The organism is Bacillus sp. LQ16 (assembly GCF_057784645.1).
This window is the reverse complement of sequence record NZ_CM173491.1, coordinates 4,099,986-4,113,153: the sequence shown is the minus strand read 5'-3', so window position 1 is coordinate 4,113,153 and position 13,168 is coordinate 4,099,986. Positions and strand designations below refer to the sequence as shown.

Below are 13,168 nucleotides of genomic sequence, written 5' to 3'. Positions count from 1 at the left end.
TAACGCTCTTTTTAGACAGTCTCTCGCTCAATTAAATGGAATGAAAGTTCTTTTGCACTGCCGACAATTTGCTCGCTTTGGATCTGCTTATGGAATAAAGAAAAAGCATGTGAGCCCATTGCGAGACCGGGATGTTCAATTGTGGAAATTTCTAATGCCTTTGAAATTTCATGATTATCAAATCCAAGGATAGCAAGGTCTTCAGGTACTCGAATACCATGTTTTCGAGCCTCTGTTAATAAACCAGCTGCAACTTGATCGTTCGCTGTAAAAATAGCAGTTGGACGATTTTTCATATTTAAAATACGATGGAGTATTTGTGCTCCGTCCTGCATTGTATAGCATTGGTGGAAAATCCATTCAGGATGCAACGTTTTCCCTTCGTTACGAAGGGTATCGGCGAACGCTTTTTCGCGCTCCATGGAATTTACACTTGTTTTTCTTGCTAAACAAATTCCGATTTTTTCATGGCCTTTACTTAGTAAATAGGCAGTACCGAGACGGAAACCTTCATAATGATCTACGTAGATGGATGAAATGAGGGGGTGCTTCATTTTTTCACATGAAATAATAGGGGCAAATTTTGCGAAAGGTTCGATTTGTTCCCAAGAGCTCGTTCGGGAGCAAATAATCATCCCATCAAATTGTTTCATTTTCATCATTTCAAGAACACGAATTTCTTCAAGGCTATCGTAATTTGTTTGGCATAAATTAATGTGATATCCAGCTAATAATGCTTCGTTACCGATTCCTTCAATAATGGTACTGAAGTAGGGGAGGTTAATGAAAGGAAGCATAACGCCAATTGTATATGTTTTCCCTCTTATTAAATGGACAGCATTTATATTTTTTGCGTAGTTTAATTCTTCAACAGCGTCTAGAACACGCTTACGCTTTTCTTCTTTTACGTAAGGGTGATTATTCAGAACACGAGAAACAGTTGATATCGATACACCAGCAGTTTTAGCAATTTGTTTTATATTGGCCATATGTATCACCTCTTTCCCTTATTATAAAGGGAAAATAATAAGAAAGAAAAAATCTTGACCTGAAAAGCTTTTCACAAACTATGGTATTAATAAGACTTCTTTTTATTCGCGTAACCTTTTCACTTGGGCGTAAGAATGATAGGGGTCTTTTTTGTTTGCAAAAAGTGTTGTCAAAATGTGTGAGAATAACGTGGAAAGTTTTCAAAGGTGGAGTTTGATGACAAAGCGAATATGAAGAGCATATCAACGCTTCGTTCGTTAAGAGAGCGGTATGAAAGGGCGGAAACAAATTGAAAAAAAGAATCATTTGTTTCGTGTTTTCTAGTTTTGTACTTAGTTCGTGTTCGTTTCAGCAAACGATGCAAGAAGGAAAACACTTTGTGGGAACAACAGGAGGAGCTATGGATCGTGTTACGGATCCTATTCCGCTAAAGGAACTTCCAAAATATTTTCCGGTGAAGTTTAAAGTTCCAACGTTTTTACCGTACGACATTACAAGTGATGTGAAGGGTGAAGTAAGAACGCTTGGGAAAAAGAACGCTGTCTTAACGATTAAATATAAACAGAAGGAGCCAGGTAGAAATGAGTATATTGAGTTAAATGTCGCGAACTTTCCTTATAGTTTTCCGGATCTTATGGAAGAGAAGCGATTTCAAGAACAAATGAAACTGAATAATGGAACGTCTGCTTATTTTAAAAATAAAGATGATTATGAACGTGGTGACGAATTTGCTACGCTTATATGGAAAGAGAAAGGAATTGAATATCAGCTGCTGTATCGGAATGTAGAAGAGAACGATGAAAAGGTAATCAAGCAGAATTTATTATACATTGCGAATAAGATGAAATGAAAAAACTAGCTGATTTATTCAGCTAGTTTTTTGTATGTTATTATTTCTTTTTAATTTTGCCTGTCCAAGATTTAAATCCACCTTGTAATTGGTAGAAATCTTTGTAGCCTTGTTTTTTTAAGTATTGCGCTGCACGACCTGTACGGAATCCGCTTTGGCAATATAAGTAAACAGGTTGATCTTGACGAAGTTCTTTATGGCGAAGGCGAATTTGTGATAACGGAATGTTACGTGCACCTAAAATATGCCCTGCGTTATATTCGTCTGCTTCACGAATATCGATAAGCTGTGCTTTACGGTAGCCAGCGCGAAATTCTTCTTCTGTAAGAGTTTTAATTAATTTTTTCTGATAGAAGTACATCCATACAGTGTAGCCGATAAATGCTACGATTACGGCTAATAAAATAATCCAAGTTGTTGACACGATTCTATCGCTCCCTTTTTTCTTATCCTACTTTCAATATTATAATGCCCATATGTATTTATGCAACAGATTCATTTGCATATAAGAAGAAATTTCGTATTCTTTCACAAATTTTGTCGAATTTGGTAGACTAGAGAATGTGAAAAATAATTGGTTATATGAGGTGCAGGATGGGAAAAGAAAAATGGTGTTATATTAACTCTGGTCAATGTTCACCGGCATTTAATATGGCGTTAGATGAATGTTTGTTAAATTGGCAAAGTGAAAAGAAAATGCCACCAACAATTCGTTTTTATGAATGGGAAGTACCAACATTAACAGTTGGATATTTTCAACGTGTTGAGAAAGATATTAATATGGATGTAGTTAACGAAAAAAAATATGGATTCGTTCGTCGTCAAACAGGCGGCAGGGGTGTACTACATGACAAAGAGTTAACGTATAGTGTTATTGTGTCTGAAGATCATCCGAATATGCCGAAAACAGTTACAGAAGCATATCGTGTTATTTCGCAAGGCTTATTAGATGGTTTTAAGGCATTAGGGTTAGAAGCATATTATGCAGTTCCAAAAACAGAAGCAGATCGTGAAAATTTGAAAAATCCACGTTCAGGTGTATGTTTTGATGCACCATCTTGGTATGAAATTGTAGTGGAAGGAAGAAAAATTGCTGGTAGTGCTCAAACACGTCAAAAAGGTGTTATTTTACAGCATGGATCGATTCCATTAGAAATTGATTTAGATGAACTATATGATCTATTTTTATTCCCAAATGAACGTGTGAAGGAACGTATGAAGAGTATGTTCTCTTCTAAAGCAGTAGCAATTAATGAATTAACAGACCGTACATTTACGATAGAACAGTTAATTAAAGCGTTTGAAGTTGGCTTTGAAAAAGGATTGGATGTAGAACTTGTTCCATATGAATTAACAGAAGAACAGTTACATGAAGTTCAAACGTTAGCGAAAGAAAAGTATGAAAGTAATGAGTGGAATTATAAAAAATAAGAGATGGCAATTGCCACCTCTTATTTTTTTATAGTAAATTAAGTACTTTTTCTACTTTGATTCCTTTATCTTGTAAAGAACGAAGGCGACTTACAACGTCCATAATTTCTTTGTCAAATGTAACGCTAATACCTTGGCTTTGTAGTTCTTCTTTTAAGCTTTCAATAGAATCATCTATGTCGATGCCAAGCTCGTAATCTTGACAAACTTCAATTGTCTTTTTCACGAGTTTCACATAATTTTCTTGTAGTTTTGTATTTGTTTCAGTCAAAGCAGATTGCTTCGGTTTTGCAGGCGCAACCGGTGCAGACTCTTGCTTTGTAACTGGAGTTGGTACTGCTTTTTTCACAGGTGCTGGAGTAGATAATTCCATAGCAGCTTCTACACTTACTGGCTTCGGTGTTGGTACCGGAGTAGGTTTAGGTGCTGCAGGTGTTTCTACTCGCGTAACAGGTTTTGGAGCAGGTGTAACTGCTTTTGGCGCTTCTACAACTACTTCTTTTTTCGGAGTAGCTTCTACAACAGTTTCTTCTTGCTCAGCAGCTTCTTTATTCTCTTTGCTCCACATAACGCGTTCAATTTCTAGAGAAACATTGTTTTTGTTCATCGCTGTTAATGTAACTTTACCAACTTCAGCGTTTCCAGTGAAATCAACAATTTTATAAATAACACTCTTGTTCCAATCCACGTTTCCGCTCAAAAATAATTCTTCGTTACATTTCGGCGTTAAGCCCTCGATTTTAATTTCTGCGTTTACACCGTTTTCACTATATACCATAATTAGCGAAGCATTTACATCTTCGTCTGCTAACATTAGTTCACGTACCATTTTGCCGGTGCGTACTTGCGTTTTCTTCTTAACTGACATCTAATTTCTCCTCTCAAAAATTCAGTAATAATAAAAAAATCGTATAACGAAAAATAATTGCTCACGAAGATTTATGATACCGATAATAAAAGCATCACGTCAACAATTAACTTTAATTATTTTGCATTTTTCTTATTTTCTTTATGAAATTTTTCAATTTGTAAAATTAGACAGAAGAAAAAACAGCCTTTTGAAGGGCTGTTAAAAATTTGATTTTTTATATAGTAATTTATATAAAATAAAAAATAAGATAGCGATTAAGGCATTTTGCCAAAAGGTTAGATGATAAATGAGATAAGGTTGTTTTTTAAAATAAATATTTAAGAATATAGCGGAACAAAACGGGATAGCAAATGCGAATCCAAATAGAATTCTTCTTTTCCAATTCATTTTCTGATCAAAGGAGTACCGCTTTAATAAATATAAAATAAATAGTATACCTAGTATAATTATTGAAACAGACGAAGTAGTTCCAAGGATACTAAAAGGTGGACTTATTATTTCGGTGTTCTTTTCAAAAAAGAAAATGAAAAGAGAAGCAATGGTGTCCATTCCAAACTGTATAGCGAGAAGTAAGCTAATAACAAAGCCGATTAAAGAAGTTTTTTCTAACATTGTTTGAACCGGCAAAGCCGATATGAGTTCATCACAATAAGATTGTAAGTCATCACCAAAAATGTCATAAGCATTTTTATTTTCTGTTTGTGCTTCGATGAGATGGTCTAATATTTCTAGTAATAGTTCTTCTACTTGTTGCTCGGGTACGTTTGATATTCGAAGATATACTAACATATCACCATAAGCAGCCTCGTTTTCGGAAGTTAGAAGCTCACGTTTTTTATTATTCAATTCAATCATGTCTTGTGCATTCATCCCTATCACTCCCTCTGTAATAAGTTATTTACCGTAGTTGAAACCATTCCCCAGCTTTGTTTAAATTCTTCAAGCTGCTCTAATCCTTTATCGGTTACGTGATAATATTTTCGTTTTGGACCGAGTGAGGAGGCTTTTAATGTTCCTTCAATCAATTTTTCTTTTTGCATACGTAACAATAACGGATATATGCTTCCTTCGCTTACGAATGTAAATCCGTGTTTATTTAATTTTGTGCTCAGTTCATATCCGTACACTTCTTCTTGTGAAATGATGTATAGGATGCAACCTTCTAGTACACCTTTTAACATTTGGCTGTGCATGATTTCACCACCTTTTACTCAGGTAACTTGCGTTGCAAGGTAGCTGTTATCCAAATTATAACATTCAGTAACTTGCAACGCAAGTTACTGAAGTGGAAAACTTTAATGCGTGTTAATTTTTCAACGTTTCCCATACTAACGAGAGGGAGGGAAGCACATGAAACCATTTATGCCAAAACTCGTTTACTTTGAACCAAAGGCACTTGAATATCCGCTTGGAAAAGAGCTTTATGAGAAGTTTACGAAGATGGGATTAGAAATTCGTGAAACGACATCACATAATCAAATTAGAAATTTGCCAGGAGAAAATGATTTGCAAAAGTATCGTAATGCAAAAGCGACGCTTGTCGTTGGAGTAAGGAAGACGCTAAAGTTTGATACGTCAAAACCGTCAGCTGAATATGCAATTCCGCTCGCAACAGGGTGTATGGGACATTGTCATTATTGCTATTTGCAAACAACACTTGGGAGTAAGCCTTACGTTCGTGTGTATGTCAATCTTGATGAAATATTTGAGAAGGCAAAGCAATATATGGATGAAAGGGCACCTGAAATAACAAGATTTGAAGCAGCGTGTACATCAGACATTGTTGGGATTGATCATTTAACACATGCATTAAAGCGGGCGATTGAATTCATTGGAGAAAGTGAATATGGGCGCTTACGTTTCGTCACGAAATATTCGCACGTTGATCATTTATTAGATGCAAAGCATAATGGGAAAACTCGTTTCAGGTTTAGTATAAATTCACGATATGTAATTAAAAATTTTGAACCAGGGACATCGCCATTTGAGGAGCGAATTGAGGCGGCACGTAAAGTAGCAGGTGCAGGTTATCCACTTGGTTTTATAGTCGCGCCACTTTATATGCATGAAGGATGGGAAGAAGGATATCGTGAACTATTTGAGCGACTGTACAATGCGCTGAAAGATATGACGATACCAAATTTAACGTTTGAATTAATTCAGCATCGTTTTACGAAACCAGCGAAAAAGGTTATTCAAGAGCGTTACCCAAATACGAAGCTTGAAATGGATGAAGAGAAGCGAAAGTATAAATGGGGACGATATGGAATTGGGAAATATGTATATAAAAAAGATGATGCAGAAGTATTGGAGGAAACGATTCGAGGATATATTCATCACTTTTTTCCTGACGCAGAAATTCAATATTTTACATGAAAGGAACTTGTATGTGAATACAGGTTCTTTTCACTTTTGCAGATTTAGGCTCGTTTCCACCTTGTCACGTTATTCTTTCTGGTGTATCATTTTATTGATTGCTTCGTACGGAATAAGCAAAATGAAATTGGATGGAGGAAACCGATGCCTACCCCTAGTATGGAAGATTATATTGAACAAATTTATTTGTTGATTGATGAAAAGGGTTATGCCCGTGTATCTGATATTGCTGAAGCGCTTAGTGTACATCCATCCTCTGTAACAAAAATGGTACAAAAATTAGACAAAGACGAATATCTAATTTATGAAAAATATAGAGGGCTTGTATTAACATCAAAAGGTAAAAAAATCGGGGAACGTCTCGTATATCGACATGAATTGTTAGAACAGTTTATGCGCATTATCGGTGTGGATGAAAGCAAAATTTATAATGATGTAGAAGGAATTGAACATCATTTAAGTTGGGAATCAATTGACCGTATCGGTGATTTAGTACAATACTTTGAACAAGATGAGGTTCGAGTGGAAACACTTCGTGGTGTTCAAAAAGCAAATGAAGAGAAAAGTAATTAAGGGGAACGGATGGCGTTTCCTTTTTTATTTCAATTCGAAAAGGATGGGAGAATTATGAAAGCAATTATTTTTGATTTTGATGGATTAATTGTGGACACAGAAACGATATGGTTTCACTCTTTCAGAGATGCTGTTCGTGAATACGGCGGGGAACTACCTTTAGAGGAATTTGCGAAATGCATTGGAACAACAGATGAGGTACTTTATGCATATTTAAATGATCAATTAAAAGAGAAGTTTAACAAAAGTGTATTAAAAGAAAAAGTGGCAACTTTACATAAAGAGAAAATGAAAATACCAGAAGCTCGTGACGGGGTAAAAGAATATTTAGAAGAAGCGAAAGAAATGGGATTAAAAATCGCACTAGCTTCTAGTTCGTCTAGAGAATGGGTTATTCATTTTTTAGAAGAGCTACAGATTCGAGAATATTTTGAAGTAATTAAAACGAGAGAAGATGTTGAGAAGGTAAAACCAGATCCAGCTCTTTATCGAGTTGCAATAGAAGAATTAGGAATTAAGCCATCTGAAGCTGTTGTATTTGAAGATTCATTAAATGGATTGAGAGCAGCAGTTGCAGCGGGATTAACGTGCGTTGTTGTACCTAATGATGTGACACGGAATTTACCATTTAAAAATCATCATCTTCGAATTGAAAGTATGAGAGAGAAAAGTTTAAACGAAGTGCTTCAAAGTATAAAAAAAGACCGTATTTCCTAAAAGGAAGCACGGTCTTTCTTTTTACTTTTTTTGCCTTCAATGACAGTTAAATGAGACTGTTTTCTTTTTCGTTTTAAAGTGGAAGAATTCCCTTTTTTACTTTTGTCATTAGAAGTATTTGACTTAAAGAAAGAATTGCCTAGGGGTGCTACATTTTGTTTCCCATGTTTGCGGTTCGATTGTTTTGCCGCACGCTTATATGAGCTTTGCGAATTTGCGGAACCACTGGAATTTGTAAACATCTTGTATAGCAAGTAAAAGATACCGACAACAAGTAACATGTACCCGATATTTCTTAATACACCCATGGGATTTGTAATAACAGATGAAACAAGGCCGAATATTGCCAATCCAATAATAAGCACAAATATAGCGAAAGTAAACGAACGACCGTTCATAAGGGACACCTCCTAAAAACGTATATTAAAATTAGTATATTAACGATGAGGAAAGGAGTTGAACACCATTTTTAAATAATTATTGTTTGTTCTCTAAACGTAATAATTCTTCAAACGATGCAATTGCTACTTCCACTTGGTCATCTGTTGGTTCTTTCGTTGTTAATAGTTGTAGCCATAACCCAGGATATCCAAGTACGCGTAATACGGGAATATCTCTTAATCGATTTGTAAATTGCAATACTTCAAAAGAAATACCAAGTACAACTGGAATTAATAAAATTCGGTTTATAACTCGTGCCCAAAGAGGATCTGTAGGGACTAGGAAATAAACGAACATTCCAATAATGACTGTAAATATAATAAAGCTACTGCCGCATCTATAATGGAGGCGAGTTTGCTTTTGAACGTTTTCTACAGTCAGAGGAAGGTTATTCTCATAAGCATTGATTACCTTATGCTCTGCACCGTGATACTGAAATACCCGCTTAATAAGTGGGGTTAAAGAAATAAAGTATATATAGCTCAATAATAGCATGAGCTTAATGACACTTTCGACAATGATTTGCCCAGTATGAGATGGGAAAATCGGTCTCGTTAATTCAGCTAATAGTGCAGGAACTGCTGTGAAGATGACTTTACCGAATATGAAAGATAAAACGCCAACAGCTGCAACTCCTAATACCATCGTTAATTTTGATTGTTCTTCTTTTTTATTTGCAATTTGTTCATCATCTTCTGGGTGGACGTCAAATCGTTCTGAAGCGAAGTTTAAATGCTTTGCTCCATTCGCACTTGCATCCACAATAGCGGCAATACCTCGTAAAAATGGAATTTTTTTTAGGATAGATAATACTTTATTACGAACGCGTGGTAATCGATAAAATTCAATCGATTTATCTTTACGACGAACCGCTGTAACAGTATATTCTCTACCGCCAAACATAACTCCTTCTATGACCGCTTGCCCGCCATATATTTGTTTTGACTCTTCTGCCATGTTAACACCAACCTGTATTTGTTTCTCTCTTATGTAGAAAAAGAGGCAATTGTCATACTGGGTTCTGTCGTTTTGAAATAAGACAATCACCGAGTTTCCTTTATTTTATCGGCAAATACAAGTAGATGACAAGGGAAAATGTTATGAGAGTCGGACATTTCTTATTCTTTTTATAGACAAATTTCGCAGGATTTAAACATGCTTCAAAATAGTTTCGGGCATACTATTGAGTGGAGGTGTCGATGTGAGTCAAGAACAATTAGGAACAAGGAATTTTGTGCAGATTGGTTTGTTTGGTGGAATCTTTTGGGGCGGGATATGGTATTTCCTTCATATATTTTCATTTACGGAGGCGGGACCGAATTATTTCCTTTTACCATTTGCGTTTGGAAGTTGGAAAGAAGGTGTATGGGGCAATGTGTCAGGAATAGTGTGTATGGGACTTCTTTCAATTTTGATTGCCTTTTTGTATAAAGCATTTTTTGCGAAGTTTGAAGGGATTATTCCGGGAATTATTTATGGGCTATTTTGGTGGGCATTGCTGTTTTTTGGGATGGGTTTAATGGCCCCTGTTATTAAAAGTGCGCTCCATTTACCAAAAGAGACAATTGTGACGACAATATGTATTTTTATATTGTATGGTGTGTTTATAGCATATTCTGTTTCTTACGCAGTAAATAGCAATAAAGTAGAACAAGAAGGGCAAGAGAAGACGAACTATTCAAATAAGTAACTCCTATGTTAAAATATTGTATAGATATTTAATATTAAGGAGTTTTAAGAATATGAAAAAGTTACTCCTCGTAAACGGTCCTAACCTAAATCGCCTCGGTGTTCGTGAGGTAAATGTATATGGGAAGGGCACGCTAGCGACACTTGAAGCAGATATGAAGCAAGAAGCAGAAACAATGGGAGTGGAGTTAGAATGTTTCCAATCGAATCATGAAGGTGCCATTATCGACATTATTCATGAAGCGGAAGATATATATGAAGGGATCATTTTAAATCCAGGAGCATTTACGCATTATAGCTATGCGATTCGTGATGCCATTGCGAGCATTTCGATTCCTGTTATTGAAGTACATATTTCTAACATTCATCAGCGTGAATCGTTCCGTCACGAATCTGTGACGGCAGCTGTTTGTGCAGGACAAATTGTTGGATTTGGTTTTTATGGCTATAAGTTAGCGTTATTTGCATTAATGGAGAAATTGAGGGAGGCATAAAGTAATGGAGAAAATTGAAAGATTACGAAGTGCATTTGGTGAGGCTGGCATTGACGGTATTTTGTTAACAAATGAACATAGTCGTAGATATATGGCTAACTTCACAGGAACAGCAGGTGTAGTTCTTATTTCAAAAGATCGTGCGCAATTTATTACAGATTTCCGTTACGTCGAGCAGGCAAGTAAACAAGCGGTTGGATATGAGATTGTACAGCACGCAGGATTAATCATTGATGAAGTGGCAAAGCAAGTGAAAGAGCTTGGAATTCAAAAGCTTGGTTTTGAGCAAGATACTCTTACATATAGTTCTTATTCAGCGCATAAGGAAGCGATTGATGCTGAATTTATCCCAACTTCTGGACTTGTAGAAAAGTTACGCTTGATAAAGACTGATTCAGAGATTAAGATATTAAAGGAAGCTGCACAGATTGCAGATGCTGCCTTTGAGCATATTCTATCATTCATTCGCCCGGGAGTATCTGAAATTGAAGTGTCAAATGAACTTGAATTTTTCATGAGAAAACAAGGAGCAACATCTTCTTCGTTTGATATTATCGTTGCTTCAGGTCTTCGTTCGGCATTACCGCACGGCGTGGCATCTGAAAAAGTGATAGAAACAGGAGATTTCGTTACATTAGACTTCGGCGCTTATTACAAAGGATATTGCTCTGATATTACTCGTACGATTGCAGTCGGTGAACCATCTGATAAATTAAAAGAAATTTATAATATCGTTTTAGAAGCACAACTACGTGGTGTGAACGGTATTAAAGCTGGTTTAACAGGTCGCGAGGCTGATGCGCTAACGCGTGATTACATAACGGAAAAAGGATATGGTGAATACTTTGGACACTCTACTGGTCATGGAATAGGTCTTGAAATCCATGAAGCGCCAGGTTTAGCGTTCCGTTCTGATACAGTACTTGAACCCGGTATGGCTGTAACAGTAGAACCAGGTATTTATATTCCAGGTATTGGCGGCGTACGTATTGAAGATGATATCATTGTGACAAGTGAAGGTAATGAAGTAATTACGAAATCACCAAAAGAACTTATTATTTTGTAATACACAGGAGGATTTTTTTACATGATTTCAGTAAACGATTTTCGTACAGGTTTAACAATTTCAGTGGACAATGCCCTTTGGCAAGTACTTGATTTCCAACACGTAAAGCCAGGTAAAGGTGCTGCATTCGTTCGTTCTAAACTACGTAACATTCGCACAGGATCTGTTCAGGAGAAAACATTCCGTGCAGGTGAGAAAGTAGAAAAAGCACACATCGAAAACCGTCGTATGCAATACTTATACGCAAGTGGTGAGGCTCACGTATTTATGGATAACGGAACTTATGAGCAAATCGAGCTTGGTGAAAAACAAATCGAGCGCGAGCTTAAATTCCTAAAAGAAAACATGGAAGTAGCAATCATGACTTACCAAGGCGAAGTACTTGGTGTTGAACTTCCAAACACAGTTGAATTACAAGTTACAGAAACAGAGCCTGGTATTAAAGGTGATACTGCTTCTAACGTAACAAAACCAGCTACATTAGAAACTGGTCTTGTTGTACAAGTACCAATCTTCATTAACGAAGGCGAAATGCTTATCATCAACACTGGTGAAGGTAAATACGTTTCTCGTGCATAGTAGAAAAGCACTCGTGATAATTCACGAGTGCTTTTTTTATAGGAAATAGGGTATATAGTAAATAGCTGTTATAATAAAACTGACTAAAACAAGTGAAAGAGTACCCATAATAGATGGAGTCAAAACAATTTGAAATGGTTTTATTTCGCCAGTCTCAACACCAGTTAATGTTTTACTTATTGCGTGATCTGTAATGTTATTTCTATGGTTACTCATAATAATTAACCACATAATTGCAAATATTGCTAAACTACCAAGGAAAAATGTCTCTATAAATGACCAACCGACCAATAAGGAAAAAAGATAAATAAGAGCTAATTCTACTACAACGGTTAAACTAATTTTCAATGTCTTCATATTTTTCCCCCTCATTCTGTAATCTCAACCAGTTTAAAAAATTTTCACGTGACACGACATGCAAAGAGCAAGTTGACTTTACTTCTTTCTCTAGTGCAGCGTATTCGTCTGGAAACTTGTTTTCCACATGCAATGAAATATAAGGTAGTTTTTCTTGTGCTTTTAACGAGCGGGTATTATTCGTTTTAGCACCAGCAAATACGTAGGAAAGTTGTAAGTCTAAAAAGGCGATTTTAAAGATTTCTTTTTTAGCAGCCTCGTTATAGCCTTTTCCCCAGTACGGATAGCCGAGCCAACTACCAATGTGAGATTGCTTCTTCTCATCATTAATATGTTTAAGTGTGGTGAGGCCAATTATTTCATTCTCTTCATTCACAATCATTCTCGATAAGGATTTCTTTTGATGTTCTTCTTCTATTGCGAAAAGAAGAAATGCTTTTGTGTCTTCGATGTTTTCTACCGTTATCCCTAATGCATTTTTTATATGTGGATCACTTGATAGCTCGAAAATCACATTTGTATAGCGTAAATCGAGTGGTAATAAAGTAACGTGCTGCATGATTTATACCCCTTTTAAACTAAATGTACCATAATATACCATAAAATAATATGAATATTCAGATTCTAATTCGGGCTTTAGAGAAAAATTATGTTTTTACTTCTGAAATAGACAACCTCTGCATATGGTTGTACAAATATATTCTTTTTAAGAATACGAAGTTAGTAACTGTTAC

18 protein-coding genes are annotated in these 13,168 nt (G+C 35.9%); 9 read left to right on the top strand and 9 right to left on the bottom strand.

What is annotated here, in order from left to right:
• Window positions 1–11 precede the first annotated feature (11 nt).
• On the bottom strand, window positions 12–989 hold the full coding sequence (locus tag AC3EMB_RS20660; protein WP_001273986.1) for a LacI family DNA-binding transcriptional regulator: 978 nt from the start codon (window positions 987–989) through the stop codon (window positions 12–14).
• A gap of 314 nt (window positions 990–1,303) precedes the next feature.
• Between AC3EMB_RS20660 and AC3EMB_RS20655 the strand changes: the two genes are divergently transcribed.
• The gene (locus tag AC3EMB_RS20655) at window positions 1,304–1,840 is read left to right on the top strand and encodes a DNA polymerase III subunit delta (protein WP_071729690.1); all 537 of its coding nucleotides are present in this window, start codon (window positions 1,304–1,306) and stop codon (window positions 1,838–1,840) included.
• A gap of 40 nt (window positions 1,841–1,880) precedes the next feature.
• Here AC3EMB_RS20655 and AC3EMB_RS20650 read toward each other — a convergent pair whose 3' ends face one another.
• Complete coding sequence (locus AC3EMB_RS20650) at window positions 1,881–2,264, bottom strand: rhodanese-like domain-containing protein (RefSeq protein ID WP_000108653.1); 384 nt, start codon at window positions 2,262–2,264, stop codon at window positions 1,881–1,883.
• A gap of 170 nt (window positions 2,265–2,434) precedes the next feature.
• Between AC3EMB_RS20650 and AC3EMB_RS20645 the strand changes: the two genes are divergently transcribed.
• Window positions 2,435–3,271, top strand: a complete 837-nt coding sequence (locus AC3EMB_RS20645) for a lipoate--protein ligase family protein (protein WP_000514081.1) — start codon at window positions 2,435–2,437, stop codon at window positions 3,269–3,271.
• A 28-nt stretch (window positions 3,272–3,299) separates the two neighbouring features.
• Here AC3EMB_RS20645 and AC3EMB_RS20640 read toward each other — a convergent pair whose 3' ends face one another.
• The 3 genes from AC3EMB_RS20640 to AC3EMB_RS20630 all read right to left on the bottom strand — a co-directional run bounded on the left by AC3EMB_RS20640 (window position 3,300) and on the right by AC3EMB_RS20630 (window position 5,335).
• Complete coding sequence (locus AC3EMB_RS20640; protein ID WP_053563664.1) at window positions 3,300–4,139, bottom strand: hypothetical protein; 840 nt, start codon at window positions 4,137–4,139, stop codon at window positions 3,300–3,302.
• A 201-nt stretch (window positions 4,140–4,340) separates the two neighbouring features.
• Window positions 4,341–5,012, bottom strand: a complete 672-nt coding sequence (locus AC3EMB_RS20635) for a DUF1129 domain-containing protein (RefSeq protein WP_139213260.1) — start codon at window positions 5,010–5,012, stop codon at window positions 4,341–4,343.
• A gap of 5 nt (window positions 5,013–5,017) precedes the next feature.
• Window positions 5,018–5,335, bottom strand: a complete 318-nt coding sequence (locus AC3EMB_RS20630; RefSeq protein WP_062923521.1) for a PadR family transcriptional regulator — start codon at window positions 5,333–5,335, stop codon at window positions 5,018–5,020.
• A gap of 157 nt (window positions 5,336–5,492) precedes the next feature.
• Between AC3EMB_RS20630 and splB the strand changes: the two genes are divergently transcribed.
• The 3 genes from splB to AC3EMB_RS20615 all read left to right on the top strand — a co-directional run bounded on the left by splB (window position 5,493) and on the right by AC3EMB_RS20615 (window position 7,808).
• Window positions 5,493–6,518 carry a spore photoproduct lyase gene (gene splB, locus AC3EMB_RS20625; protein ID WP_065485176.1) on the top strand — a complete coding sequence of 342 codons (1,026 nt, stop codon included), beginning with the start codon at window positions 5,493–5,495 and terminating at the stop codon, window positions 6,516–6,518.
• Between the two features lie 144 nt (window positions 6,519–6,662).
• A complete protein-coding gene (gene mntR, locus AC3EMB_RS20620) occupies window positions 6,663–7,091 on the top strand; it encodes a transcriptional regulator MntR (protein WP_001143080.1) in 429 nt (142 codons plus the stop codon).
• Between the two features lie 54 nt (window positions 7,092–7,145).
• Complete coding sequence (locus AC3EMB_RS20615) at window positions 7,146–7,808, top strand: HAD family hydrolase (protein WP_454500878.1); 663 nt, start codon at window positions 7,146–7,148, stop codon at window positions 7,806–7,808.
• Here AC3EMB_RS20615 and AC3EMB_RS20610 read toward each other — a convergent pair.
• Together AC3EMB_RS20610 and AC3EMB_RS20605 are read right to left on the bottom strand one after the other, a co-directional pair.
• Window positions 7,805–8,206, bottom strand: a complete 402-nt coding sequence (locus AC3EMB_RS20610) for an SA1362 family protein (RefSeq protein WP_001014463.1) — start codon at window positions 8,204–8,206, stop codon at window positions 7,805–7,807. The two genes, AC3EMB_RS20615 and AC3EMB_RS20610, sit on opposite strands and share 4 nt — an antisense overlap.
• Before the next feature lie 79 nt (window positions 8,207–8,285).
• Window positions 8,286–9,206 carry a DUF1385 domain-containing protein gene (locus tag AC3EMB_RS20605; protein ID WP_000807120.1) on the bottom strand — a complete coding sequence of 307 codons (921 nt, stop codon included), beginning with the start codon at window positions 9,204–9,206 and terminating at the stop codon, window positions 8,286–8,288.
• A 244-nt stretch (window positions 9,207–9,450) separates the two neighbouring features.
• Between AC3EMB_RS20605 and AC3EMB_RS20600 the strand changes: the two genes are divergently transcribed.
• From AC3EMB_RS20600 to efp, 4 genes are read left to right on the top strand one after another with little or no spacing between them, the layout of a single operon-like run.
• Window positions 9,451–9,939 (top strand): YqhR family membrane protein, encoded by a 489-nt coding sequence (locus AC3EMB_RS20600; RefSeq protein WP_048563838.1) that lies wholly within the window; start codon window positions 9,451–9,453, stop codon window positions 9,937–9,939.
• Between the two features lie 52 nt (window positions 9,940–9,991).
• On the top strand, window positions 9,992–10,432 hold the full coding sequence (gene aroQ, locus AC3EMB_RS20595; protein WP_000735140.1) for a type II 3-dehydroquinate dehydratase: 441 nt from the start codon (window positions 9,992–9,994) through the stop codon (window positions 10,430–10,432).
• Between the two features lie 4 nt (window positions 10,433–10,436).
• A complete protein-coding gene (gene pepQ / locus AC3EMB_RS20590) occupies window positions 10,437–11,498 on the top strand; it encodes a Xaa-Pro dipeptidase (RefSeq protein WP_000411057.1) in 1,062 nt (353 codons plus the stop codon).
• 21 nt (window positions 11,499–11,519) lie between these two features.
• Window positions 11,520–12,077 (top strand): elongation factor P, encoded by a 558-nt coding sequence (gene efp, locus AC3EMB_RS20585; protein WP_000626513.1) that lies wholly within the window; start codon window positions 11,520–11,522, stop codon window positions 12,075–12,077.
• Window positions 12,078–12,113: 36 nt separating this feature from the next.
• Here the strand turns inward: efp and AC3EMB_RS20580 are convergent, their stop codons facing one another.
• Entirely contained in the window at window positions 12,114–12,434 is a 321-nt protein-coding gene (locus AC3EMB_RS20580) for a hypothetical protein (RefSeq protein ID WP_078400973.1), read from the bottom strand.
• A complete protein-coding gene (locus AC3EMB_RS20575) occupies window positions 12,415–12,993 on the bottom strand; it encodes a GNAT family N-acetyltransferase (RefSeq protein ID WP_023522996.1) in 579 nt (192 codons plus the stop codon). The genes AC3EMB_RS20580 and AC3EMB_RS20575 overlap by 20 nt, the downstream gene beginning before the upstream one ends.
• Window positions 12,994–13,168: the final 175 nt, after the last annotated feature.

Coding starts and splice junctions, on each gene's coding strand:
- AC3EMB_RS20575 (WP_023522996.1), bottom strand. CDS start 12,993: ATGCAGCACGTTACTTTATTACCACTCGATTTACGCTATACAAATGTG.
- mntR (WP_001143080.1), top strand. CDS start 6,663: ATGCCTACCCCTAGTATGGAAGATTATATTGAACAAATTTATTTGTTG.
- AC3EMB_RS20605 (WP_000807120.1), bottom strand. CDS start 9,206: ATGGCAGAAGAGTCAAAACAAATATATGGCGGGCAAGCGGTCATAGAA.
- AC3EMB_RS20635 (WP_139213260.1), bottom strand. CDS start 5,012: ATGAATGCACAAGACATGATTGAATTGAATAATAAAAAACGTGAGCTT.
- aroQ (WP_000735140.1), top strand. CDS start 9,992: ATGAAAAAGTTACTCCTCGTAAACGGTCCTAACCTAAATCGCCTCGGT.
- AC3EMB_RS20615 (WP_454500878.1), top strand. CDS start 7,146: ATGAAAGCAATTATTTTTGATTTTGATGGATTAATTGTGGACACAGAA.
- pepQ (WP_000411057.1), top strand. CDS start 10,437: ATGGAGAAAATTGAAAGATTACGAAGTGCATTTGGTGAGGCTGGCATT.
- AC3EMB_RS20645 (WP_000514081.1), top strand. CDS start 2,435: ATGGGAAAAGAAAAATGGTGTTATATTAACTCTGGTCAATGTTCACCG.
- AC3EMB_RS20660 (WP_001273986.1), bottom strand. CDS start 989: ATGGCCAATATAAAACAAATTGCTAAAACTGCTGGTGTATCGATATCA.
- splB (WP_065485176.1), top strand. CDS start 5,493: ATGAAACCATTTATGCCAAAACTCGTTTACTTTGAACCAAAGGCACTT.
- AC3EMB_RS20610 (WP_001014463.1), bottom strand. CDS start 8,206: ATGAACGGTCGTTCGTTTACTTTCGCTATATTTGTGCTTATTATTGGA.
- AC3EMB_RS20640 (WP_053563664.1), bottom strand. CDS start 4,139: ATGTCAGTTAAGAAGAAAACGCAAGTACGCACCGGCAAAATGGTACGT.
- efp (WP_000626513.1), top strand. CDS start 11,520: ATGATTTCAGTAAACGATTTTCGTACAGGTTTAACAATTTCAGTGGAC.
- AC3EMB_RS20580 (WP_078400973.1), bottom strand. CDS start 12,434: ATGAAGACATTGAAAATTAGTTTAACCGTTGTAGTAGAATTAGCTCTT.
- AC3EMB_RS20630 (WP_062923521.1), bottom strand. CDS start 5,335: ATGCACAGCCAAATGTTAAAAGGTGTACTAGAAGGTTGCATCCTATAC.